This is a genomic window from Streptomyces sp. YS415, assembly GCF_023544665.1.
In the GTDB taxonomy this organism is placed as follows: Bacteria; Actinomycetota; Actinomycetes; order Streptomycetales; family Streptomycetaceae; genus Streptomyces.
In genome coordinates this window covers 40,411-64,794 of record NZ_JAMJFL010000012.1, presented here as the reverse complement: position 1 = coordinate 64,794, position 24,384 = coordinate 40,411, and the positions used below count along the sequence as shown (strand labels likewise).

11 protein-coding genes and 3 tRNA genes are annotated in these 24,384 nt (G+C 73.0%); 10 read left to right on the top strand and 4 right to left on the bottom strand.

Translation table 11 applies throughout. The features are described 5' to 3' along the window. Nucleotides 1-17: 17 nt before the first annotated feature. The 4 genes from M8H82_RS17350 to M8H82_RS17335 all read right to left on the bottom strand — a co-directional run bounded on the left by M8H82_RS17350 (nucleotide 18) and on the right by M8H82_RS17335 (nucleotide 5,568). Nucleotides 18-1,946, bottom strand: a complete 1,929-nt coding sequence (locus M8H82_RS17350; protein WP_250074923.1) for an ABC transporter ATP-binding protein — start codon at nucleotides 1,944-1,946, stop codon at nucleotides 18-20. Further along, complete coding sequence (locus M8H82_RS17345) at nucleotides 1,946-3,679, bottom strand: ABC transporter ATP-binding protein (protein WP_250074921.1); 1,734 nt, start codon at nucleotides 3,677-3,679, stop codon at nucleotides 1,946-1,948. The genes M8H82_RS17350 and M8H82_RS17345 overlap by 1 nt, the downstream gene beginning before the upstream one ends. Nucleotides 3,680-3,783: 104 nt before the next feature. Next, nucleotides 3,784-5,223, bottom strand: coding sequence for an FGGY-family carbohydrate kinase (locus M8H82_RS17340; RefSeq protein WP_250074919.1), 1,440 nt, complete (start codon nucleotides 5,221-5,223; stop codon nucleotides 3,784-3,786). A gap of 39 nt (nucleotides 5,224-5,262) precedes the next feature. Further along, a complete protein-coding gene (locus M8H82_RS17335; RefSeq protein ID WP_250074917.1) occupies nucleotides 5,263-5,568 on the bottom strand; it encodes a YtxH domain-containing protein in 306 nt (101 codons plus the stop codon). Nucleotides 5,569-5,704: 136 nt separating this feature from the next. Here M8H82_RS17335 and M8H82_RS17330 point away from each other — a divergent pair. From M8H82_RS17330 to M8H82_RS17285, 10 genes are all read left to right on the top strand, one after another. Beyond that, nucleotides 5,705-5,777 (top strand) — tRNA-Asn (locus M8H82_RS17330). A 5-nt stretch (nucleotides 5,778-5,782) separates the two neighbouring features. Next, nucleotides 5,783-5,855: transfer RNA gene (locus tag M8H82_RS17325), tRNA-Asn, on the top strand. A 178-nt stretch (nucleotides 5,856-6,033) separates the two neighbouring features. Next, nucleotides 6,034-6,107, top strand: a tRNA-Ile gene (locus M8H82_RS17320). A gap of 159 nt (nucleotides 6,108-6,266) precedes the next feature. Continuing rightward, nucleotides 6,267-6,854: a TetR/AcrR family transcriptional regulator gene (locus tag M8H82_RS17315; RefSeq protein ID WP_250074915.1), complete on the top strand. Its 588-nt coding sequence runs from the start codon at nucleotides 6,267-6,269 to the stop codon at nucleotides 6,852-6,854. A 113-nt stretch (nucleotides 6,855-6,967) separates the two neighbouring features. Continuing rightward, nucleotides 6,968-7,891: a TauD/TfdA family dioxygenase gene (locus M8H82_RS17310; protein WP_250074913.1), complete on the top strand. Its 924-nt coding sequence runs from the start codon at nucleotides 6,968-6,970 to the stop codon at nucleotides 7,889-7,891. 47 nt (nucleotides 7,892-7,938) lie between these two features. Beyond that, complete coding sequence (locus M8H82_RS17305) at nucleotides 7,939-9,255, top strand: MFS transporter (protein ID WP_250074911.1); 1,317 nt, start codon at nucleotides 7,939-7,941, stop codon at nucleotides 9,253-9,255. Nucleotides 9,256-9,310: 55 nt separating this feature from the next. Then, nucleotides 9,311-11,017, top strand: coding sequence for an aldehyde dehydrogenase family protein (locus tag M8H82_RS17300; protein ID WP_250074909.1), 1,707 nt, complete (start codon nucleotides 9,311-9,313; stop codon nucleotides 11,015-11,017). Nucleotides 11,018-11,054: 37 nt separating this feature from the next. After that, complete coding sequence (locus tag M8H82_RS17295) at nucleotides 11,055-12,635, top strand: long-chain fatty acid--CoA ligase (protein ID WP_250074907.1); 1,581 nt, start codon at nucleotides 11,055-11,057, stop codon at nucleotides 12,633-12,635. Between the two features lie 80 nt (nucleotides 12,636-12,715). Beyond that, the gene (locus M8H82_RS17290; protein WP_250074905.1) at nucleotides 12,716-14,014 is read left to right on the top strand and encodes an MFS transporter; all 1,299 of its coding nucleotides are present in this window, start codon (nucleotides 12,716-12,718) and stop codon (nucleotides 14,012-14,014) included. Further along, on the top strand, nucleotides 13,974-24,356 hold the full coding sequence (locus tag M8H82_RS17285) for a non-ribosomal peptide synthetase/type I polyketide synthase (protein ID WP_250074903.1): 10,383 nt from the start codon (nucleotides 13,974-13,976) through the stop codon (nucleotides 24,354-24,356). Before M8H82_RS17290 ends, M8H82_RS17285 begins: the two co-directional genes overlap by 41 nt. Nucleotides 24,357-24,384: the final 28 nt, after the last annotated feature.

Below are 24,384 nucleotides of genomic sequence, written 5' to 3'. Positions count from 1 at the left end.
CGGCGGCCCCCGCACGCTCAGTCCACCTCGGCGACCGCCTCCGCGAACTGTGCCCGGTACAGCCGGGCGTACGCCCCGCCGGCCGCCAGCAGCTCGCCGTGGGCGCCCTGCTCCACGATGGAGCCGTTCTCCATCACCAGGATGGTGTCCGCGTCCCGGATCGTCGACAGACGGTGCGCGATGACGAACGACGTACGCCCGTGCGCGAGTTTCGCCATCGCCTTCTGGATCAGGACCTCGGTCCGGGTGTCGACCGACGACGTCGCCTCGTCCAGCACCAGGATCACCGGATCCGACAGGAACGCCCGGGCGATGGTGATCAGCTGCTTCTCACCGGCGCTGACCCCGGAACCCTCGTCGTCGATCACCGTGTCGTAGCCGTCCGGCAGCGTACGGACGAACCGGTCCGCGTGGGCCGCGCGCGCCGCCTCCTCGATCTCGCCCCGGGTGACCTCGCCAGCGGCCCCGTAGGCGATGTTCTCCGCGATCGTCCCGCCGAACAGCCAGGTGTCCTGCAGCACCATGCCGATCCCGGAGCGCAGCTCGTCCCGGGACATCGCCGCCACGTCCACCCCGTCCAGCGTGATCCGCCCGCCGGAGACCTCGTAGAACCGCATGAGGAGGTTGACCAGCGTGGTCTTCCCGGCGCCGGTCGGGCCGACGATCGCGACCGTCTGCCCGGGCTCCACCGTCAGCGTCAGGTCCTCGATGAGCGGGGTGTCGGGGTCGTACCGGAAGGACACCCCCTCCAGCGCCACCCGCCCGCGCAGTTCCTCCGGCCGCACCCCCGGGACGGGGTCCGTCGACTGCTCCTCCGCGTCGAGCAGTTCGAAGATCCGCTCGGCGGAGGCGACGCCGGACTGCACCAGGTTGGCCATCGACGCGACCTGGGTGAGCGGCATCGAGAACTGCCGCGAGTACTGGATGAAGGCCTGGACGTCACCGATGGACAGCGCACCCGACGCGACCCGCAGACCGCCGACCACCGCCACCAGCACATAGTTGAGGTTCGACACGAACATCATCAGCGGCTGCATGACCCCGCTGTTGAACTGCGCCTTGAACCCGGCCTCGTACAGCGCCTCGTTCTGCTCGGCGAACTGCTGCGCCGACTCGTCCTGCCGCCCGAACACCTTCACCAGGGTGTGCCCGGTGTACATCTCCTCGACGTGCGCGTTGAGCTTGCCGGTGGAGCGCCACTGCTGCACGAAGTGCGGCTGCGACCGCTTGCCGACCCGGGTGGCGATGTAGAAGGAGAGCGGCACGGTCACCAGCGCGACCAGCGCGAGGATCCACGACACCCAGAACATCATCGCGAGCACCCCGATGATGGTCAGCACCGAGTTGATGAGCTGGCCCATCGACTGCTGGAGGGTCTGCCCGATGTTGTCGATGTCGTTGGTGGCGCGGGACAGCACCTCACCGCGCTGCCGCTTGTCGAAGTACGACAGCGGCAGCCGCCCCAGCTTGACCTGCACGTCCTCGCGCAGCCGGAACATGGTCCGGTTCACGGCCCGGTTCACCAGCCGCGTCGCCACCGCCATCAGCAGCCCGGCGACGCTGAACACGACGAGCGCGACCAGCAGCACGTTCCCGACGGCGGTGAAGTCGATGCCCTCGCCCGGCGTGAAGTCGGTGCTGCGGAGCATGTCGGCCACGTCGCCGTCGCCCCGGTCCCGCATGTCCTGGAGGACCTGCTCCTTCGTCGCGCCGGGTGTCATCTCCCGTCCGACGATGCCCGCGAAGACCAGGTCGGTGGCCTGGCCGAGGATCTTCGGCCCGACGACCGTCAGACCCACGCTGACCACGACGCACAGCAGCAGCACCCAGATGGTGAGCCGCTCCGGCTTGAACTGGGCGACCAGCCGGCGGCCCGACACCTTGAAGTCCAGCGAGCGGTGCTCCGGGCCGGTGCCCGCCATCATCCGCCCCATCGGCCCGGCCATCAGGCGGCCTCCGCTTCCGTCAGCTGGGAGAGCACGATCTCCCGGTAGGTCTCGTTGTCCGCCATCAGCTCCTGGTGCCGTCCGGTGCCGACGACCCGGCCCTCGTCGAGCACCACGATCCGGTCGGCGTCCCGGATGGTCGCCACCCGCTGGGCGACGATCACCACGGTCGCCTCGGCGGTCTCCCGGGACAGCGCGGCACGCAAGGCCGCGTCGGTGGCGTAGTCGAGCGCCGAGAAGGAGTCGTCGAACAGATAGATCTCCGGGCGCTGCACCAGCGTCCGGGCGATGGCGAGCCGCTGGCGCTGACCGCCGGAGACGTTCGTGCCGCCCTGTGCGATCGGCGCGTCGAGCCCGCCCTCCAGCCGCTCCACGAACTCCCTGGCCTGGGCGACCTCCAGCGCGTGCCACAGCTCCTCGTCGGTGGCGTCGGGATTGCCGTAGCGAAGGTTCGTCGCGACGGTCCCGGCGAACAGGTACGGCTTCTGCGGCACCAGGCCGACGGTCCTGGCCAGCAGCCGGGGATCGATCGTCGCCACGTCCTCGCCGTCCACCAGGACCCGCCCGTCGGTGGCGTCGAACAGCCGGGGGACCAGGCCCAGCAGGGTGGACTTGCCGCTGCCGGTCGAGCCGATCACGGCGGTGGTCTCGCCGGGCAGCGCCAGCAGGTCGATGCCCTTGAGCACCGGCTCCTCGGCACCCGGGTAGCGGAAGCCCGCCCCGCGGATCTCCAGCCGGCCGTGCCGGCGCAGCTCGCGCACCGGCGCCACCGGCGGCACCACGCTGGAGTCGGTGTCCAGGACCTCCTGGATCCGCTCGGCGCACACCTCCGCGCGCGGCACCATCATGAACATGAAGGTGGCCATCATCACGGACATCACGATCTGCATCAGATAGGCGAGGAACGCCGTCAGGTCACCGATCTGCATGCCGCCGCTGTCGATCCGGTGCGCGCCGAACCACACCACCGCGATCGACGACAGGTTCACCACCGTCATCACGATCGGGAACATCAGCGCGAGCAGGTTCCCGGTGCCCAGCGACATCTCGGTGAGCTCGGCGTTCGCCTTGCGGAAGCGCTGCTGCTCGTACTCGTCGCGGACGAAGGCGCGGATCACGCGGTTGCCGGTGATCTGCTCGCGCAGCACCCGGTTCACCGTGTCCAGGCGCACCTGCATGGCCCGGAACAGCGGCCGCATCCGCCGCACGATCACCGTCACGCAGATGCCCAGCACCGGCACCACGGCGACCAGCACCGCGGACAGCGGCACATCCAGGCCGAGGGCCAGCACGATGCCGCCGACGCACATGATCGGCGCCGAGACCATCAGGGTGAACGTCATCAGGGCCAGCATCTGGACCTGCTGCACGTCATTGGTGGTACGGGTGATCAGCGAGGGCGCGCCGAAGTGGCCCACCTCGCGCGCGGAGAACGACTGCACCCGGTCGAAGACCGCGGCGCGCACGTCCCGGCCGAGCGCGGCCGCGGTCCGGGCGCCGTAGTACACGGCCCCGATGTTGCAGACGACCTGCGCCAGCGAGATGCCGATCATCAGGGCGCCGCGGCCGAGGATGTAGCCGGCGTCGCCGTGCACGACACCGTTGTCGATGATGTCCGCGTTCAGGGTGGGCAGGTAGAGCGTGGCGCAAGTCTGCAGGAACTGGAGCAGCACCAGCAGTGCGATGGGTTTTCGGTAGGGCCTGAGGTAGGTCCGCAGGAGTCGTATGAGCACGCTGTGTCTCTCGGAGTCGGCGGCGGGGAGGTTGGTTGCCCCTGGCCCCTATCGTCGGGCACTCCACCCGCGTTACCTCAACTGATTAACCCAACAAGGGTGCGCTATCCGCGAAAGGCCCCCGGATGGGTCTGCTCGCGCACCGACACGAACTGCTGGCGCACCGCCTGTCCCACCGCCAGCTCCTCGCCGGGCTCCAGCACCTGCGCCGCCGCGCCCCGCCAGGCCGGCGGGGTCCGCGCGTCGAGCGTGCCCTGCGAGGTCCCGAGCGCCCAGGCGGCCTGCCGGGCGGCCCCGATCGCTGCGTAGTCGGCGGGCTGCGGTACGACGACCTGGGCGCCGAACAGCGACGGCGCCGAGGCCTGCACGGCGGGCAGCTCGGCGGCGGCCCCCAGCAGGAAGACCCGCCGCACCTCGACCCCCCGGCCGCGCAGTACGTCGAGGGCGTCCGCGAGTCCGCACAGCATGCCCTCGAACGCGGCCCGCGCCAGATGCTCCGGCCGCATCGCCTCCCGCCTCAGCCCGGTCAGGGTTCCGGCGGTGTGCGGCAGGTTCGGGGTCCGCTCGCCCTCCAGATAGGGCAGCAGCACCAGCCCGTGCGCCCCCGGGGTCGACTTCATCGCCAGGTCGGACAGGCTCTCCAGATCGGGCAGCCCGAGCAGTTCGGCGGTGCCGCGCAGGGTCCGTACGGCGTTCAGGGTGGTGACGACGGGGAGGTGCATGCCGGTCGCGTCGGCCAGCGCGGTGATCATCCCGGTCGGGTCGTGCAGGGCCTCGGGGTGGACGGCCATCACGGATCCGGAGGCGCCGAGCGAGACGACGGCGTCCCCGAGGCCGATGCCGAGCCCGAAGGCGGCGGCCATCGTCTCGCCGGTCCCGGCGGAGATCAGCAGCCCCTCCGGCGTCGTACCGGCGGCCTCGGCGGGGCCGATCACCTCGGGCAGCATGGCCTGGTGACCGAGTGCCAGCTCGACGAGATCGGTGCGGTAGGCGCCGCTGGCCGCGGACCAGTAGCCGGTGCCGGAGGCGCCACCGCGGTCGGTGGTCCTGCGCACCGGGCGCCCGAGCAGCTGCCACACCAGCCAGTCGTGGGCCTGGAGCAGCACGGCGGTGCGGGCGGCGGCGTCGGGTTCGCTCTTGCTGAGCCAGCGCAGCTTGGTCACCGGCTGCGCGGCCTGCGGCACGCAGCCGACGGCCTGCGCCCAGGCCTCCCGCCCGCCGAGCGCGTCGACGAGATCGGCGGCGGCGACCTGGGCCCGCCTGTCACCGCCGACCATGGCGGGGCGGGTGGTGTTGCCCTGGGAGTCCAGGGCAACGACGGCGTTCTGCTGCGAGGACACGCCGATGGCCTGCACCCCCTCCAGCAGACCGCCACCGGCGGCCTCGCCGAGGGAGAGCAGCCAGGCCTGGGGGTCGACGTCGGACGGCCGCCCCTCGACCGGGTGCGGCGCATACCCCTGCCGGAGCACGGCTCCGGTGTCCGCGTCGCAGACGACGATTCGAGTGAACTCGGGCGAGCTGTCCAACCCGGCGACTATCCCCATGGCGAAAATTCTATGGGTCCGGCGGCGCCGCGCCGGTGGCTAGGTGGTGCTGGTGCCCCAGTCGTCCTCGGCCGCGCCGTTCGGGTGGCGGTCGCGGAGGTGGCGGACGCGCTGGGTCACCGACTCCGGGACCTTGTCACCGACCTTGTCGCTGACCGCGTGGTAGGCCTTGCCCGCGTACACCCGGCCCTGCTGGGCCGCGGTCTCCGCGGTGTTGCGGACCGCCGGGTTCTGTGTGACCTGGCGCGCGGATTTCTTGAGCTGTTCGTAGCGTTCGCGTCCGGCGCGCGTGCCGAGCACGTAACCCAGAGCCAGCCCGACGACGAACGTGAGCTTGTAGCGCATGGCGGCCAGCCTTCTTCCCTCGTGGGCGGAGTACCGATTGGCGGAGCACCCCCCTGCTTGCGCTAATGTATGTGTCGCAGCGAGCGTCCGCCCCCTGGCGAATACCCAGGTAGCTACGTTCGATGCAACGAGGCATTCCTCCGTAGCTCAATTGGCAGAGCAGCCGGCTGTTAACCGGCAGGTTACTGGTTCGAGTCCAGTCGGGGGAGCTCGGTCCTCCGTAGCTCAATTGGCAGAGCAGCCGGCTGTTAACCGGCAGGTTACTGGTTCGAGTCCAGTCGGGGGAGCAGGTTGAACGAGGACCCCTTGGGGGTCCTTTTTCATGTCCGATCCAGTGCCCGGGAACCGCGCGGGGCGCGTCGAAGTCCTTCAGGGCATGCGTAGTCGACCATCCGAAGCAGGAGATCGTATGAGCGGCTATGCTGCGGCAGACGGCGCGTACAAATGTGCGCGACACGCCGCTATGGGGCGGTAGCTCAGCCGGTTAGAGCAGCGGACTCATAATCCGTCGGCCGTGGGTTCGAGTCCCACCCGCCCCACCGCGCGCCCTCCGTGCAGAAACGATCAGACCTGCGATGCGGGTGATCGAGACGCCGCGCGAGGAGCCCTTCGGGCGCTGCTGGACTCGCTTCTGACGGGGCGTCGGCCGCCGTGCACCCGTGGTCCGTACGGGCTGTGGGGATCGTAGGCTCGGGGGCATGGTGGGTACGGAGCGGGGGCCGGGGCGGCCGCGGGAGGAGCGCGTCACCGGGGCGGTCCTGAAGGCGGTGATCGACCTCGTCACCGAGTCGGGGATCGGGGCGGTCACGATGGACGCCGTCGCCGCGCGGGCCGAGGTGAGCAAGCCGGCCATCTACCGCCGCTGGCCCACCAAGCAGGATCTGATCATCGCCGCCGCGGAGACCCGTATCGGTGCTCTGTCGGTGCCCGATCTGGGTGACTTCCGCGCCGAGCTCCGATTCATCCTCACCGCGCGGCTCGACGCGTACCGCATGCCGGGGTCGGACCGGCTGATCGCCGGTCTGGTCGGGGCGGCGGCCGAGGCGGGCGCGGTCCGGGGTGCCTACGCGGGGTACACCGAGCGGATCACGAGTGAGACGCGGCGCATCCTCGAGCGAGCGATCGTCCGCGGTGAGGTGCGGCCCGAGACGGATGTGCGCGCCGCGGCGACCCTGGTGGCGGCGCCGCTGCTCTTCCGGCTGATCGTCGAGCAGGAACTGCCCGACGCCGCGCTGGTGGAGACACTGGTGGATCTCGTCGCCCGCGCCGTCGCCCCGGCCCCCTGACCCGAGGCCCCGCAGGCCGGAGCCCATACCGATGACCGCCGACCCTTGCCAGGCCCTGCCCTAATAACGATACTGCCAGGAACGAAATTGCCGGTCGTCGTTCTGGAGTCCCCATGGACAAGCTGGTCACCACCTCTTCCCCCGTCCTCGACAAGCCCCTGATCCACTTCGGGAAGCGTGTCCTGGACCGCACCGCACCGGGGCTGCCCACGGCCGAGTACCGCCGCCTGGACATCCGCCCGCTCACCCCGCACATCGGCGCCGAGATCGAGGGCGTCGACCTCGCCGCCCCCCTCGACGAGGAGCTGGCCGAGGAGCTCAGGCAGGCCCTGCTGGAGTGGAAGGTGATCTTCTTCCGGGACCAGCACTCCTTCGGCTCCGAGGCCCATCTCGCGCTCACCGGGGTGTGGGGGGAGCCGGAGCCGAACCCCTTCTTCCCCAAGACCGAGACCGCCGGTGTCTCCCGGCTCGCCAAGGACGCCAAGGCCGCCGGTAACAAGAACATCTGGCACAGCGACCACTCCTTCATGGCCAACCCCGCGCTGGGCTCGATCCTGCGCGCGGTGGAGATCCCGCCGACCGGCGGCGACACCATGTGGGCGGACATGGCGGCCGCGTACGACAACCTCCCGCCCGAGACGCGTGAACGCATCGACGGGCTGACGGCCGTGCACGACTGGGTGCACACCTGGGGCGTGGCGATGACGCCGGAGCAGATCGCCGCGCACCGTGCGAGCCTGCCGCCCGTGGAGCACCCGCTGGTCGTCCGGCACCCGCGCACCGGCCGGAAGCTGCTCTACGTCAACGAGCCCTTCACCATCCGGATCGTCGGGCTGCCGGACGACGAGAGCCGGGAGCTGCTGCACGAGCTGGCCCTGCAGGCCCGTATCCCCGAGTACCAGGTCCGCTTCCGCTGGCAGCCGGACTCCGTCGCGATCTGGGACAACATCGCCACCCAGCACTACGCGATCAACGACTACTTCCCGCAGCGCCGCGTGATGGAGCGCATCGCGATCGCGGGCGTGCCGCTGTCCTGACGGCCTCAGGCCCTCCCCCTCACCCCTCCAGCCCCCGCGGAGTCCCTGTGTCCGACACCGATGTCGCACCCGCCGTGCCCGCCGACCCGCCGAAGGCGACGACCAGTTCGAGACGCCGCGCGTGGACTGTCACGGTGCTGCTCGTCGTCTTCATGATGATCAACTTCGCGGACAAGTCCGTGCTCGGCCTCGCGGCCGACGAGATCCGCGCGGATCTCGGTCTGTCCGCGTCCGAGTTCGGGCTCGCCAGCAGCGCCTTCTTCCTGTTGTTCTCGGTCGCCGGGGCGGCGGTGGGGCTGCTCGCCGACCGCATCCGGCCCAAGTGGCTGCTGCTGGGCATGGCCCTGCTGTGGTCCGTCGCCCAGGCCCCGCTGGCCGTGGGCGGCGGGCTCGCCGTCCTCATCGCCTCACGCGTGCTGCTCGGCGCCGCCGAGGGGCCCGCCTTCCCCGTCGCCCAGCAGGCGACCCTGTCCTGGTTCCCCAACCACCGGCGCAACCTGCCGGGGGCGCTGATCGTGCTCGGGGTCACTCTCGGTGTCCTGGTCGCCGCACCCGTACTGACATGGCTGATCCAGCATCACGGCTGGCGCTCGGCCGTCGCCGTGATGGCGGTGGTCGGTGTGGTGTGGGCGCTGCTGTGGAGCCGCCTCGGCGGCGAGGGACCGCACGGGGCGACGACGGACGAGCGGGCGGAGGCGGACTCCGCCCGTACGACCGGCGCGGGCCGACGCGGAACGCCGTACCGAAGGATCCTCGCGACGCGGACCTGGATCGGTGCCACCGTCGCCTACTTCGGCACGTACTGGATCATCGCCTTCGCCCTGGTCTGGCTGCCCTCCTATCTCCAGGACGGGCTGGGCTACTCCTCGGCCGGCTCCACCCGGGTGCTGATGCTCGTCTGGGGGCTGAGTGGTGTCGTGGTGCTCGGACAGGCCGGCCTGTCCGGCTGGCTGCTGCGCCGCGGGACGGCCAGCCGGTGGGCCCGTGGCGGGCTCGGCGGTGTCCTCATGCTCGTCGGCGCCGCGGCCTGTCTGGCGCTGCCGGTGTCCCCGGCAGGCGTCGTGACCGTCGTCCTGCTGGTCGCCGGATTCGGGCTCGCCGGAGCGATGAGCACCGTGGCCGTCACCACGGTGGTGGAGATGGCACCCGCCGATCGCCGCGGCGGCACGCTGGGAATCATGAACGCCGTGGTGACCACCGCCGGTCTGATCGCCCCCACGCTCGTCGGGCACCTGGTGGACACCCGGGGTCCCGCGGGCTACGACAGCGCCGTCCTGATCACCGGTGCCCTGCTCCTGCTGGGCGGAGCCGCCGCCGTCACGCTGATCGATCCGGAGCGCGACGCGCGCCGGCTGTCCGCGTGACACCGCTCGCCTCCGGCCGGGCTCCCCTTCTTCCGCATTCTTCGCAGGGAACGACATGGACACCAGCTCTCTGGCCACCGCCTTCCTCGACCGCACCGTGGCCGCCGTACGCGGCAGGGCCGAGTCCTGGTCGGCCACCTCGCTCACCGAGCGCATCGCCCTCCTGGAGCGGCTGCTGCCCCGCGTGGTCTCCCGCGCTGCCGAACTGGCCGCCGCGGGCGCCCGCGCGAAGGGCTATGCACCCGAGTCGACCTGGGCCGCCGAGGACTGGATCGGCGGCCCCTGGGCCCTGGCGCAGAACACCGCGGCCTGTCTGCACGTGCTGCGGCGGATCGCCGCGGGCCGGGAACCCGTCCCCGCGAAGGCCGTCCACGAGGAGGACGGACGCACCTGGGTCGACGTCTTCCCCGCCACCGGCTGGGACAGCGTGCTGCTCAACGGGTTCACCGCCCAGGTGCGGCTGCGGCCCGGCGTCACCCCGGAGCACGCACGCGGCCGCGCCGCGGGCGAGTACCGGGGCCGGCCCGGCAAGCCCGCGCTCGCCCTGGTCCTCGGCGCCGGGAACGTGGCCGCCATCACCGCGCTGGACATCCTGCACAAGCTCTACGCCGAGGGCCAGGTCGTCATCGCCAAGATGAACCCGGTCAACGCCTATCTGCGTCCCCACTTCGAGTACGTCTTCGCCGAGTTCGTCGAGCACGGCTGGGTGCGGTTCGTCGACGGCGGCGCGGCCGAAGGCGGCTTCCTCGCCCGGCACCAGGACGTGGACGCCATCCACGTCACCGGCAGCGACCGCACCCATGACGCCCTCGTCTGGGGCACCGGCGCGGACGCGGAGCAGCGCCGCCGCGACGACCGGCCCCTGCTCGACAAGCCCTTCAGCAGCGAACTGGGCGGGGTCAGCCCGTGCATCGTGGTGCCGGGCCCGTGGCGCGACGCCGACTTCCGCTTCCAGGCCGAGCACATCGTCACCAGCAAGCTGAACAACTCCGGGCACAACTGCATCGCCAGCCAGATCCTGGTGCTGCCCCGCGCATGGGACGGCACCGAGCGGCTGCTGGCGGAGATCCGGCGAGTAGTGCGCGAGCTGCCCACGCGCACCGACTACTACCCCGGCGCCGAGCAGCGCCTCACCGCCGTACGGGAGGCCCACCCCGCGGCGGAGACCCTCGGCGACGGCTGCCGACTGCTCCTCGCCGACATCACCGACCACGACGACGTGCTCGTCACCGAGGAGGTCTTCGGCAGCGCGCTGGGCGTGGTGCGGCTGCCCGGAGCGACGCCCGCCGACTTCCTGCGGCACGCCGTCGGCTTCGCCAACGACACCCTCCCCGGGACCCTCGGCGCCACGCTGATCGTCCACCCGAGGACCGAGAAGGACCACCCCGACGCCGTCCGCGGCGCGATCACCGACCTGCGCTACGGCACCCTGGGCGTCAACTGCTGGTCGGCGGTCGGCTTCCTGCTCGGCTTCACCCCGTGGGGCGCCTACCCCGGGCACACCCGCCAGGACATCGGCAGCGGCATCGGCTTCGTGCACAACGCCTTCCTGCTCGAGGACATCGAGAAGACGGTGGTCCGCGCCCCGTTCACGCCCGCCCCGCGCGGCCTGGTCACGGGCGATCCGTCGCTGTCGCCCCGCCCGCCCTACTTCGCCACCCACCGCACCGCGCTGACCACCGTGCAGCGCGTCACCCGCTTCACGGCCGCGCCGAGCGTGCTGAAGCTGCCCGCCCTCTTCGCCTCTGCGCTGCGCGGCTGACCCGCCGCTGCCACCGCCCCACCCCTACGGAGACCCCATGCTCAACCTCGCCACCCTGCTGGAGACCAGCGCCCGGACCGTGCCCGACCGCACGGCGGTCGTCCTCGGAGCCCAGCAGCTGACCTACTCGGAACTCGACGCGGCCGCCCGCCGCGTGGCCGGCCTGCTGCGCTCCCGCGGTATCGAGCCCGGCGACAAGGTGGCACTGTCCTGCCCGAACGTGCCCTGGTTCCCGGTCGTCTACTACGGCATCCTCAAGGCCGGCGCGGTCGTCGTCCCCCTCAACGTCCTGCTCAAGAGCCGGGAGATCGCCTACCACCTGGCCGACTCCGAGGCGAAGGCCTACTTCTGCTTCGAGGGCAGCGCCGAACTCCCCCTGGGCGAGGAGGGCTGGGCCGGCTTCGGTGAGACGCCCGGCTGCGAGCAGTTCTTCCTGATGCCCGCCAGCCCCGGCGAGGACTCCCCGATCGCGGGCGCCGAGACCCTGACGGCCGCGCTGGCCGGACAGAGCGCGGAGTTCGAGACGGTGGCCACCGAGTCCGGTGACACGGCGGTCATCCTCTACACCTCCGGCACCACCGGCCGGCCCAAGGGTGCCGAGCTCACCCACTCCAACCTGCTGCTCAACGTGCTGACCTGCCACAAGCTGTTCGGCGAGGTCGAGCACGACGTGCATCTGATCAGCCTGCCGCTGTTCCACTCCTTCGGCCAGGTCGTCCAGATGAACGCCGGCCTCGCCTCCGGCGCCACGCTGGTGCTGCTGCCGCGTTTCGAGGCGCGCACCGCCCTGGCCCTGATGGAGCGTCACGCGGTCACCTTCTTCGCGGGCGTCCCCACCATGTACTGGGCCCTGCTCGAAGAGGAAGCGGCGGGCGTGGACCTGGCGCTGATCGCCGAGAACCTGCGGATGGCCGGCTCGGGGGGCTCGGCGCTCCCGGTCGAGATCCACCGCCGCTTCGGCGAGCGGTTCGGCGTCACCATCCTGGAGGGATACGGCCTGTCGGAGACCAGCCCGGTGGCCACCTTCACCCCGCGCGGCGCGAAGGCACGTCCCGGCTCCATCGGACGCCCGGTGTGGGGCGTGGAGGTGGACCTGGTCGGCGAGGACTGGACGCCGGTCCGCGGCGACGACGCGATCGGTGAGATCGTCATCCGCGGGCACAACGTCATGAAGGGCTACTACAACCGTCCCGAGGCAACCGCTGAGGTGCTGCGCGACGGCTGGTTCCGCACCGGTGACCTGGCCCGCCGCGACGCCGACGGCTGGCTCCACATCGTCGACCGCGCCAAGGACATGATCATCCGCGGTGGCTTCAACGTGTACCCGCGGGAGATCGAGGAGGTCCTCCTCACCCACCCCGCCGTGAGCATGGCCGCCGTCATCGGCGTGCCGCACGAGCGCCACGGCGAGGAGGTCAAGGCCTGCGTGGTCCGCGCCCCGGGCGCGACGCTGTCCGAGGAGGAGCTGATCACCTGGTGCAAGGAGCAGATGGCAGGCTACAAGTACCCGCGCCTGGTGGAGTTCTTCGCCGCCCTGCCCACCAACGCCACCGGCAAGATCCTCAAGCGTGAGCTCCGGGACGCGGACACCGCCACCGCCGGTGCGCCCGGCCGGTGATTCTCGGCCAACTCGGGCTTCTTCCGGCCGCCTTGGCCTGACTCGGCCGCTTCTCCGGAGCGGTCGATATGCTCGCTCAGATGTTCAGGTTCCGGCTGCTCGTGACCTCGTACGCCGTGTCCGCCTACGGCAATTACCTCAACCTGATCGCGCTGAGCCTTTTCTCCTACGAGGTCACGGGCACCGCCTTCGGCATCGGGGCCGTGATGGCGCTGCGGCTGCTCGCCGGGGTCGCGGCGGGGCCCGCCGCCGGAGCGGTCGCCGCGCGGTTCGGGCGCCGGGCCGTGATGATCGGCGCCGACACCGCGCAGGCCGGCGCCATGACCGTGCTCGCGGTGTGCGGGACGCGGACGCCGTTATGGGTGCTCGGCGGCGCCGTCATGGTGCTGGGGGCCGGGAACACCTTCTTCGGGGTCGCCCTGCGCAGCGCCGTCCCGGTCATGGTCGGGCAGGAGGGCCGGGTGCGGGCCAACGGGCTGCTGGTCACCGCCCGTTCCCTCGCCACGGTCCTCGGCTTCGCCTCCGCCGCCCCCGTCATCGCCCACGGCGGCTACGGCACCGCCTTCGCCGTCAACGCCGCCAGTTTCGTGGTGTCCGGGGCGGCGCTGCTGGTGCTGCGGCCGCGCACCGAGGAGGAGACCCCGAGCCGGGTCGCCGAGTCCGGGCCCGCCCCGTCCTGGTGGCGCGCCGGGGCCGGGCTGCCCGCGCTGCTGCTCGGGCTGATCGCGCTGCGCGGGACGGACGCGCTGGCCTCCTCCTCGCACAACGTCGCCCTGCCCGTCGCGGCCGGACTCGCCGACGCCGTGGATCCCGCGCTGTACATGAGCAGGTTCTGGGTCGCCTGGGCGGTCGGCACCCTCCTCGCCCATCAGGTGCTCAAGCGGGGCGGCGCGGCGCGCGGCGAGCGGGCCTTCGCGCTCGGCACCTGTGCGATGTCCTGCTCCTTCGTCCTGGCCTTCACCGGGCTGCCCGCCGTGGCGCTGACGGTGGCCGCCGCGGCGGCCGGGTTCGCCGACGGCTGGACCGAGATCGTCTACACCTCACGCCTCCAGGCCGCCGGTGACCGCGAACGCGGACGGCTGTTCGGGCTGTCCGCCACGGCGGAACAGGGCGGCTTCGCCCTGGGCACGGTCGCCGCCGCGGCCGCTCTGGAGTCCCTGTCGCCGCTGACCGTCGTCGTGCTCTTCCACGGGATCGCCGTGTGCGGGGCGCTGGCCCTGCTGCTCGCCGTCCGCGCGGGACGCGTCGACCGGAAGACCAGTGGCGCGCCCTGCACGAGAGACCGACCGACGTCCGATGCACCGAAAGAAGATGCACCGAAAGAAGGAGAGGGGTCGCATGGAACGCGTACGGGGGACGGCCGTCTGCCGGGGTCCTGAGCCGGAACGGGACGCCTCGGATCCGCGGGACGCGGTGGAGGCGCTGCTGCGGGCGGCGGAGTCGGCGACGGACGCGGGGGTCGTCGCCGTCGCCGCCGACGGATCCGCCACCCGCCTCACCCACCCCGAACTCCTTCTCCGCGCAAGCCGGTTACTCGGCGGCCTGCGCGAGCGCGGGGTGGAGCGCGGGGACGTCGTCGTGCTCTGCGGGCTGCCGCTCGTCGACTTCTTCCCCGCCTTCTGGGCGTGTGTGCTCGGCGGCATCCAGCCCGTCGCCATCGCGGAGCCGCCCCTGCCGGGCTCGCCCGCGCGCGAACGGCTCCTGCACGCCTGCGCGTTGCTGGGCCACCCCCTCGTCCTCACCGACGGGACCGGAGTGGACGGGGCCCGGGTGACGGACGTGCACGCCTGTCGGGACGCCGCGCCCGCACACGAGTACGTCCACCCCGACGGGAGGGATGTCGCCCTGCTGATGCTGTCCTCCGGCAGCACCGGCGCCCCCAAGGCCGCGCGGCTGACCCACGCCGGGCTCGCCGACTTCGCCGCGTCCGCCCGGCGGATCCTGGACGTGCGGCCCGAGGACACCATGGTCAACTGGCTCCCGGTCGACCACAGCGGGGCGTTCCTGCTCTACCACCTGCTCGCCGTCTTCGCCGGCTGCACCAATGTGCACGCCCCGACCGAGCGGGTCCTCGCCGATCCGCTGCGCTGGCTGGACTTGATGCAGGAACACCGGGCGCGGCACGCGTGGGCGCCGGCCTTCGCCTACCGGCTCGTCGCCGACGCGCTCGGCGCCGCGGACCCGGGCAGGTCCTGGGACCTGAGCGGGCTCAAGTCCCTCCTCTGCGGCGGCGAGCAGATCACCCTGCCCGTCATGCACGGCTTCCTCGACGCGACCGCCGCGTACGGAGTCCGCGCGGGGCACATCGTCCCCGCCTGGGGGATGGCGGAGACGGTCACGGCGGTCACCTACGGCCGTCTCGACCGGCCCGGCACCGTGCACCGCCTCCTCAAGCGCAGCCTGGGCGGTGAGCTGGTGCGCGCCGACGCCTCCACCCCCGAGGACGAGACCGTCACCTTCGTCGCGGCCGGCGCGCCGGCGCACGGGGTCACCCTGCGCATCGTCGACGACCGGGGCGACCTCGCCGCCGAAGGCCGCATCGGCCGCCTGCAGGTCCACGCGCCGGCCCGGCTGACCCCCGGCTACGTCGACGATCCCGAGGCCGACGCGGCGGCCTTCCCCGCCGGGCGGGACTGGCTGGACACCGGTGATCTGGCCTTCCTCGACGCGGGGCAGGTCGTCATCACCGGGCGCCGCAAGGACCTGATCATCCTCAACGGGCACAACGTGCACGCCCATGAGGTGGAGGAGGCCGTCAGCGCCGTGCCCGGCATCCGGCCGGGGGAGGTCGGCGCCTGCGGGGTGCCGGTCGCGGAGCGCGGGACCGAGGAACTGGCCCTGTTCTTCGTCAGCCGGGGCGCCGAGGAGGACGGACGGATCGCGCGGGAGGCGAGGGCGGCCCTGTACTCCCGCCTCCGGCTCACCGCCGCGCACGTCGTGCCCGTACCGGGGGAGGACTTCCCGCGGACTCCGGCGGGCAAGGTGCGGCGGTCCGCCCTGCGGGAACGGTTCCTCGCGGAGGGGGCGGGCGCGGCGTCCGGGGCTGGTGCGGCCTCCCGGGCTGGCGTGGCCTCCCGGCCTGGCGTGGCCTCCCCGCCCGCCGCCGACGTCGTCGTGCGGATCGTGGGGGAGGAGCTCGGCGTCCTCCTCGGCCGCCCGGCCGACGCGCACACCCCGTTCTACGAACTCGGGCTGACCTCCGTCCTCGTCGTCCGGCTGCGTGCCCGGCTGGAGGAGCGGCTCGGGGTGGAGATTCCGCAGACTGCCTTCTTCGAGCATCCGACGGCCGCGGCGCTGGCCGCCCACCTGGGGGACGCCCCGGCGGACGTGCCCTCGGTGCCGGCGGCGGATTCCGGGGCCGCCGACCGTCGTATCGCCGTCGTCGGGATGGCGCTGCGCTTCCCCGGCGCGGACACCGTGGACCGGTTCTGGGCCAATCTGCGGGACGGCGTCGACAGTGTCGGGGTGTTCGGCGAGATCACCGCCGACCGGGTGCCGGTCGCCGGAGTCCTGGACCGGGCCGAGGAGTTCGACGCCGAGTTCTTCGGCATGAGCCGCAAGGAGACCGGGCTCACGCATCCCGCGCACCGGCTCTTCCTGGAGTGCTGCCACCGGGCGCTGGAGGACGGCGGCTACGCGGTGACCAAACCCGGCACCAGGATCGGCGTGTTCGCCGGTTCCGGCATGAACCTCTACGACCATCAGGCGCCGGACGAAGCCGCAGCGGCCCCGGACGACCCCGCCACCGGCATGCAGCGCGCGATCGGGCGGCAGCCCGACTTCCTCGCCACCCGCGTCGCCTACCGGCTCGGGCTCACCGGCCCCGCGATCGGTGTGCAGACGGCCTGTTCCACCTCCCTGGTCGCCGTCCACCTGGCCGTCCAGGCCCTGCTGAGCGGGGAGACGGACCTGGCACTGGCCGGTGCCGCGGCCGTGCATCTGCCCCAGGAGGGCGGCTACCGACCCCACCCCGGCTCCATCCTGTCGCCCACCGGACGCTGCCGGGCCTTCGACGCGGACGCCGACGGCACGGTCGGCGGCAACGGAGTCGCCGCCGTCCTGCTCAAACGGCTCGACCGCGCCCTCGCCGACGGCGACACCGTGCACGCGGTGATCCTCGGCTCGGCCGTCAACAACGACGGGGCGGGCAAGGTCGGCTTCACGGCCCCGGGGGTCACCGGGCAGATGGAGGTGGTGCGGCAGGCACTGCGCCGGGCCGGGGTCCCGCCGGAGACCATTTCGTACGTCGAGGCCCACGGCACCGGGACCCGGCTCGGCGACCCCGTGGAATTCGAGGCGCTCGCGCGGGTGCTGGGCGAGGCGGCCGGGCGTACCGGCTTCTGCGCCGTCGGGTCGGTCAAGCCGAACATCGGGCACCTCGACAGTTGCGCGGGGATGGCCGGGCTCATCAAGACGGTGCTGATGCTGCGGCACCGCACGCTGGTCCCGACCCTGCATCTGACCCGGCCCAACCCCGAACTCCGCGCATCCGCGCTGAGCTTGGCGACCGATCTGCGCCCCTGGCAGGTCTCCGACGGCACTCCCCGCCGGGCCGGCGTCAGCGCCCTCGGGGTCGGCGGCACCAACGCGCACGTCGTGCTGGAGGAGGCGCCGGTGCGGGAGGCGCCGGATCCTGAACTGCCGGTTCTGGTGCCGGTCTCGGCCACCGACGACGAGGCTCTGACGTCCTTCACCGACGCCCTCGCGGAACGGCTGCGCCGGGAGCCCGCCCCCGCCGCCGGTGACGTGGCCGCCACCCTCGCCCTCGGCCGCCCGCATCGCACCTCCCGGGCCGCGGCGGTGGGCCGTACGGCCGGGGAACTGGCCCGAGTGCTGACTGAACGGGTACCGGAGCGAGGGGCGTTGGGGCCGGTGGCCTTCGCCTTCCCGGGGCAGGGCAGTGCGCGCCGGGGGATGGCGGGCGGGCTGTACGCCGCGTTCCCCGCCGCCCGGCGGATCCTCGACCGGTACGGCCCGTTGTCCCCGCTCCTCGATGCGGGCCAGGACGACCCGGTCTGGCCCACCGAGACCGCGCAGGCCGCCCTCTTCGTCCACCAGGTCGCGCTCGCCGAGGCGTGGCAGGCGGCCGGGGTGCGGCCGGCGCTGCTCCTCGGGCACAGCGTGGGGGAGTACGCGGCGCTGTGCGTCGCCGGGGCGTTCAGCGTGGCGGACGGGCTGCGGCTCACCGTCCGGCGCGGAGAACTGATGCACACCCTGTGCCCGCCGGGCGGCATGCTCGCGGTGCGAGGCGGGCGGGAGGAGGTGGAGCGCGTCGCGCGGGAGGCCGGGGCCGAACCGGCCGCCGTCAACGGGCCGCGCTCGCAGGTGATCTCGGGATCGCCCGCCGCTCTGGAGGTCGCGGCCCGCCTGCTCGACGAGGCGGGGCTGCGATGGCGGGCGCTGCCCGTGGACCGGGCCTTCCACTCCGCCGCCGTGGACAAGGCGCTGCGGGAATTCCGGTCGTACGCCGAGCAGGTGTCGTACCGTCCGCTGCGCACTCCGCTGATCACCGCCGCCGACGGTGAACTGCGGCCCGAGGGCTGGACCGTCGACGCCGGCTATCTGATCCGCCAGGCCCGGCAGCCGGTCCGGTTCGACCTCGCCATGGCCACCGCCCTCGCGCGCGGCACCGGCGACTTCGTCGAGATCGGCGCGGGCGACACGCTCACCGGTCTCGGGCGGCACTGCGCGCCGGGCAGCCGCTGGCTGAGCGGGCAGGGTGCGGGAGCCGGGGCCGTGGAGCAGGTGCGGGGGGTGCTGACCGGGCTGGGGGCGGCGTACGAGCGGGGGGCGGAGCTGGACTGGCGGGCGATCACGGGGCCCGGCGGGCGGGTGTCCCTGCCGGGGCATCCGCTGCGGGCACGTCGGGTCACCGAAGTCTCCGGCGCCACTACCTCCGGAGAAGTGCTGGCCTGCATACGCGAGTTGGCGGCGACCGCACTCGGGTGCGAGGTCGCCGACATCGCGCCGGACCGCTCCTTCTTCGAGGTCGGCGCGGACTCCCTCGCCCTGATGGGGATGGCGGCCCAGCTCGAGAAGCGGTACGGCGTGCGCGTGCCGGTGCGGGAGCTGTTCGGGTCGGCGGACACACCCGCGAAGCTCGCGGAGCGGCTGGGAGCGGGGAAGGCGACGACGGACCCGGCACCGGATCCGGAACCGGCGCCCCAACCGGAAGCCGCACCCGCACCCGAGCCCGCGGCCCCCATCCCTACGCCCACCCCTGCCGCCCCCGAAGCAACACCCCCCGCCCTCCACGACCTCGTCGCCCAGCAGCTGAAGCTGGCCCAGCAACTCGCCGACCAGGTAACCGGAGTCATCAACCGCCAGCTCGACGTTCTCGCCGCCCCACCGGCCCCCGAGCCGGTCGAGGCACCGGAAGCGGAACCGGCCGCCACCCCCACCGTCCCCACCACCCCCTTCACCCCCACCACCGGCCCCGACTTCAGCCTCTACTTCTTCGGCGACTACCCCGAGGACACCGCCGACGACAAGTACGGCCTGATCATGGACGCGGCCGAGTTCGCCGACCGCCAGGGCTTCCACGGGCTCTGGTTCCCCGAGCGGCACTTCAACTCCTTCGGCGCCCTGTTCCCCAACCCCTCGGTCCTGGCCGCCGCCCTCGCCGCCCGGACCAGCAGGATCCGGCTGAACGCGGGTTCGGTGGTGCTGCCCCTGCACCATCCTGTGCGGGTCGCCGAGGAGTGGTCGGTCGTCGACAACATCTCCGGCGGCCGGGCGGGCCTGTGCGTCGCGAGCGGCTGGCACGCCACCGACTTCGCGCTGGCGCCGGAGAACTACGGCCGCCACCGCGAGGTGATGTACGAACGGCTGTCCACAGTGCGGCAGTTGTGGTCGGGTCAGCCGGTCACGGTCACCGCCGGTGACGGCGCCCAGGTCGACGTACGGCTGCATCCGCGCCCCGTCCAGGCCGAACTGCCGCTGTACGCGGCGGTCGTGGGCAATCCCGACAGCTACCGGCGGGCCGCCGCCGAAGGGCTCGGTGTCGTCACCAACCTGATGACGCAGACCGTCGAGCAGCTCGCGGCGAACATCGCGCTGTACCGGCGCACCCGTGCCGAGCACGGCCTCGATCCGGCGGCCGGGCGGGTCGTGGTCCTGGTGCACACGTACCTCGGCGAGGACGCGGAGCGCGCCCGCGCGGAGGCGTACCGGCCGTTCGTGGCGTATCTGCGCTCCTCGCTCGCCCTCTTCGACCAGGTCACCAACAGCCTGGGCTTCGACGTGGACCTCGCCAACACCCCGGAGGAGGACGTCGAGTTCCTGCTCGGACGGGCCTACGAGCGCTACTGCGCCTCCCGCGCGCTCATCGGTGACGAGCGTTCGGCGGCCGAGTCGGTGGCGCGGCTGGTGGCGGCGGGCGCCGATGAGATCGCCTGCTTCGTGGACTTCGGCGTGGCGAGGGAGAAGGTGCTGGCCGGGCTGCCGGTACTGGACCGGGTGCGGCGCCGCGCGCCCGAGCCGGGGCCGGCGGTGGCCGTACCGCATCGTACGCCCCTGTCTCCCGCCCAGCGCCGCATCTGGTTCCTCGAGCGGCTGCACCCGGGCACCCCCATGTACTGCGAGCCGAAGGCGATCCGGCTCGACGGACCGCTCGACGTGCCCGCCCTGCGCCGCGCGTTACGGCGGGTCGCGGACCGGCACCCCGCCCTGCGCACGGTCTTCGGGGAGGCCGACGGAGTGCCCTACCAGGAGATACGGGCCCAGGTGGATCTGGACTGCCCGCTGGACGACCACAGCGGCGCGACCGAGGAGGAGGCGCTGCGTGCCGTCCTCGCCGCCCACGCGCGCGACGGTATGGATCTGGGCGCGGGACCGCTCGTCACCGCCCGGCTGCTGCGCCTGTCGGACGAGCGGCACCTGCTCTTCCTGCTGGCCCACCACATCGTCTTCGACTCCTCCTCCACCGCCGTCCTCGCCCGCGATCTCGCCGCCTGCTACCGGGGCGAAGAGCCGCCGCCGCTCGCCGAGCCGCCCGAGCCCGCCCGCCCCGGCCCCGCCGAAGCCGCCGCCTCCCTGGACTTCTGGCGCCGTGAGCTGGCCGGCGCACCGGAGCTGACGCTGCCCACCGACCGACCGCGCCCTCCGGTCAGGACCGGCGTGGGGGCGAGCCTGACGCACCACCTGGACGCCGGGCTCGTCGGGCTGCTGCGCACCTTCGCCGCCGGACACCGGGCCACTCTGTTCATGACGCTGACCGGCGCGATCGGCGCGGTGCTGGGCCGGTTCAGCGGGCAGCGGGACGTGGTGCTCGGCACCGCGGTCGCCGCCCGCCCCGTCGGCGCCGAGGACCAGGTGGGCCTCTTCCTCGACACCGTCCCGCTGCGCGTGGACCTCGGCGGCGACCCGGACTTCCCGGCCCTGCTGCGCCGCGTCCGCGACGGGAGCATGACGGCGTACGAGCACCGGGGCATCCCCTTCGACGAACTGGTCGGCGCCCTCAACCCGCCCCGTGACCCGAGCCGCAATCCGCTCTTCCAGGTGATGGTCGAGTACGAGAACGAAGGCGGCGTCGACTTCGACCCGCCCCGGGTGACCGCGGCCCTGCTGGACGTGCCCAGCGAGCGCGCCCCCTTCGACCTCAGCGTCTACCTGACCCACCACGCGGACGGCCTGCGGTGCATGGTCGAGTACGACACGGCCCTGTTCGACGAGGCGACCGTGCGGCGCCTGGTGGACCAGGTGGAACAGGTGCTGCGCCGCGCCCTGGACACCCCCGCGGCCCCGCTCGACGACCTCACGGACCCCGATCCGGCCCTCCTCGCCCGGCTGGGCCGCCTCGACGAACCCGCCCCCGACGTCGAGGACACCCTGCACGGCCTGGTGGAGCGGCAGGCGCCGGACGCCGTGGCCCTCGTCATGGGGGAACGGCGGGTCACCTACGGCGAGTTGAACACCGCCGCCAACCGGCTCGCCCACCTCCTGCGCGGCCGGGGCGCCGGACGCGGCGCGCGGGTGGCCGTACTGCTGCCGCGGGGACCGGAGTTGATCACGGCTCTGCTGGGGGTGCTGAAGAGCGGTGCCGCCTATCTGCCGCTCGACCCGTCCGCGCCCACCCCGCGGCTGGCCGCCCTGCTGGCCGACGCGACTCCGGCCCTCCTGCTGACCTCGGGCGGACTGCTCGCCCGGCATCCCGGTCTCGGCGCCGAGGTGCACCTGGTGGAGGACACGGACGCCGGCCTGCCCGGGGATCCGCCCGCCGCCGACGTGCGCCCCGAGGACCCGGCCTACTGCATCCACACCTCGGGTTCGACCGGCCGCCCCAAGGCAGTCGTCGTCCCCCACCGGGGCCCCGCGAACCTGGTCCGCGCCCACCTCGCCGCGCACCCGCCGCTGCGCACCCTCCAGTGGACCTCGCCGTCCTTCGACGTCAGCGTGCAGGAGATCTTCACGACGCTGGCCGCTGGCGCCGAACTGGTGCTCATCGACGACGAGGTGCGGTACGACCCGGCGGCCGTCGCGGAGGCGGCGCGGCGGCACGGGGTGCAGCGGATGTTCATGCCGTGCACGCCGCTGCGGTACCTGATGGAGACCGGCCCCCAACTGCCCGAGCTGCGGGAGCTGTTCTCGGCGGGGGAGGCGCTGCACCTCACCGACGCCTTCCGGCGGTTCCTCGCCGGACACCCGGCGTGCGCGCTGTACAACCAGTACGGCCCCACGGAGACCTCGGTCGTCGTCACCTCGCACCGGGTCGATCCCGGGGGCGAGGCGCTGCCGCCCATCGGCACGCCGGTGCCGGGCGCGCGGATCGTGCTGCGGGATCCGGCCGGGCGGGCGGTGCCGGTGGGTGCCGTGGGCGAGCTCTGCGTGGGGGGAGTGCCCGTGGCGCTGGGCTACCTCGGCCGGCCCGAGGAGACGGACGCGGCCTTCGTCGACGGCGGGGCGCTGTACCGGACGGGGGATCTGGCGCGCTGGCGCGGCGACGGCACGCTGCAGTACTGCGGACGCGCCGACGACCAGGTCAAGATCCGCGGTCACCGGGTCGAACCGGCCGAGGTGCAGGCGGCGTTGGCCGTGCTGCCGGGGGTGCGGGACGCGGCGGTCGTGGCGCGCCGGGACCGGCACGGGGAGAGCGAGCTGGTCGCCTACGTCGTCGCCGACGACCCGGCGCCGCTGCGGGACGCGCTCGCCGCGGAGCTGCCCGAGCATCTGGTGCCGGGGCGCTGGGTGGCCCTGGACCGGCTGCCGGTGAACGCGTCGGGGAAGCTGGACCGGGCCCGGCTGCCGGAGCCCGCAGGTCCCGCGCGGGCGGAGGCGGAGCCCGGCACGCCGCTGGAGAAGGCGCTGCACGAGCTGTGGTGCGAGGAGCTGGGTGTGGCCCGGGTGCCGGTGACCCGGCCCTTCTTCGAGCTGGGCGGTCATTCGCTCGGCGCGATCCGGCTGCTGCACCGGATGGCGGAGGAGCTGGGCGTCGAGGTGTCGATGGCGGACTTCTTCCGGGCGCCGACGGTCAGGGGGATCGCGTCCCGGGCCGCCGAGCGGCGGGTGGCGGCGACCGTGCCGCTGACCTCGGCCCTGCGCCGGCTGTGGCGGCGGCACCACGAACGCCCCGACCCTTCCGTCTACAGCGTCGCCCATCGCATCGACGTGCGGGGGGAGTTGGACGTGGAGCGCCTGAGGGGGGCGCTGGTGGACCTGGTGCGGCGGCACGACGCGCTGCGCGCCAGGTGCACCGAGCAGGTGCTGGAGGTGCTGGCGGAGGTGCCGGTCCAGTTGCCGGTCGAGGACGTCGACGACGCCGGCCGCTGGTGCGAGGAGCACGCCCGGGTGCCCTTCGCGCTGGACCGGGCCCCGCTGTTCCGGTTCCGGCTGGGCCGGCTCGCGGCGGACCGCTGGATCCTGCTGACGGTGTTCCACCACGCGGTCTGCGACGGCTGGTCACTCGGCGTGCTCCGGGAGGAGCTGGGGCTGCTGTACCAGGGCCGGCACCTTCCCCCGGCGTCCGTCTCGTTCACGGACTGCGCCCGCGACGAGCACGAGCTGTCGCCGGCACGGCGGGCGGAGCTGGAGGGGTACTGGCGGGCGGAACTGGCCGGAGCGCCACTGCGGCTGCCGCTGCCGTACGACCGTCCCCGCCCGGAGCGGTTGTCGGGCCGGGGCGCTCTGCACACCTGGACCGTCGGCGGGGACACCCCCGCCCGGATCGCGGAGACCGCCGCCCGCCTCGGGGTGACGCCGTACGCCGTGCTGGCCTCGGCCTTCGCGCGGTGGGTGGGCGGGCTGTGCGGTGATCCGGCGGACGTGGTGCTGGCCGCGTCCAGCGCGAACCGCACCCGGCGGGAGCGGGCGCGGACCGTCGGGCTCCTCGGGGACGCGGTGCTGGTGCGGGCCAGGCTGTCCCGGGCCGCCGACTTCGGTGACCTGGTGACGCAGGTGGCCGAGAGCCTGTTCGCGGCCCTGGATCACCAGGAGCTGCCGTTGACGGAGGTGGTGGACCTCGTGGAGCCCGGGGACGGCCTGTTCCCGACCGTGCTGTTCACCGTGGTCACGACCCCGCCGCCCACCCTGGACATGGCGCCGCTGCGGACCGGTGTGAAGAGCCTGGCTATGCCGGGGGTGGCACGCAACGAGCTCTACGTCGTACTGGAACCGGCGCAGACGGAGATCAAGGTGACCTTCGAGTACTCGACGGACCTGTTCACCGCGTCGACGGTGGAAGGGTGGGCCGACAGCTTCACCGCGCTGCTCGAGCGGCTGCCGTAATCGGCACGCCGGGGACCGGCGCGGTGGG

Bases quoted from the DNA above. Each gene is read 5' to 3' on its own strand.
- M8H82_RS17285 (WP_250074903.1), top strand. From the start codon at position 13,974: ATGGAACGCGTACGGGGGACGGCCGTCTGCCGGGGTCCTGAGCCGGAA.
- M8H82_RS17315 (WP_250074915.1), top strand. From the start codon at position 6,267: ATGGTGGGTACGGAGCGGGGGCCGGGGCGGCCGCGGGAGGAGCGCGTC.
- M8H82_RS17340 (WP_250074919.1), bottom strand. From the start codon at position 5,223: ATGGGGATAGTCGCCGGGTTGGACAGCTCGCCCGAGTTCACTCGAATC.
- M8H82_RS17350 (WP_250074923.1), bottom strand. From the start codon at position 1,946: ATGGCCGGGCCGATGGGGCGGATGATGGCGGGCACCGGCCCGGAGCAC.
- M8H82_RS17295 (WP_250074907.1), top strand. From the start codon at position 11,055: ATGCTCAACCTCGCCACCCTGCTGGAGACCAGCGCCCGGACCGTGCCC.
- M8H82_RS17290 (WP_250074905.1), top strand. From the start codon at position 12,716: ATGTTCAGGTTCCGGCTGCTCGTGACCTCGTACGCCGTGTCCGCCTAC.
- M8H82_RS17335 (WP_250074917.1), bottom strand. From the start codon at position 5,568: ATGCGCTACAAGCTCACGTTCGTCGTCGGGCTGGCTCTGGGTTACGTG.
- M8H82_RS17300 (WP_250074909.1), top strand. From the start codon at position 9,311: ATGGACACCAGCTCTCTGGCCACCGCCTTCCTCGACCGCACCGTGGCC.
- M8H82_RS17310 (WP_250074913.1), top strand. From the start codon at position 6,968: ATGGACAAGCTGGTCACCACCTCTTCCCCCGTCCTCGACAAGCCCCTG.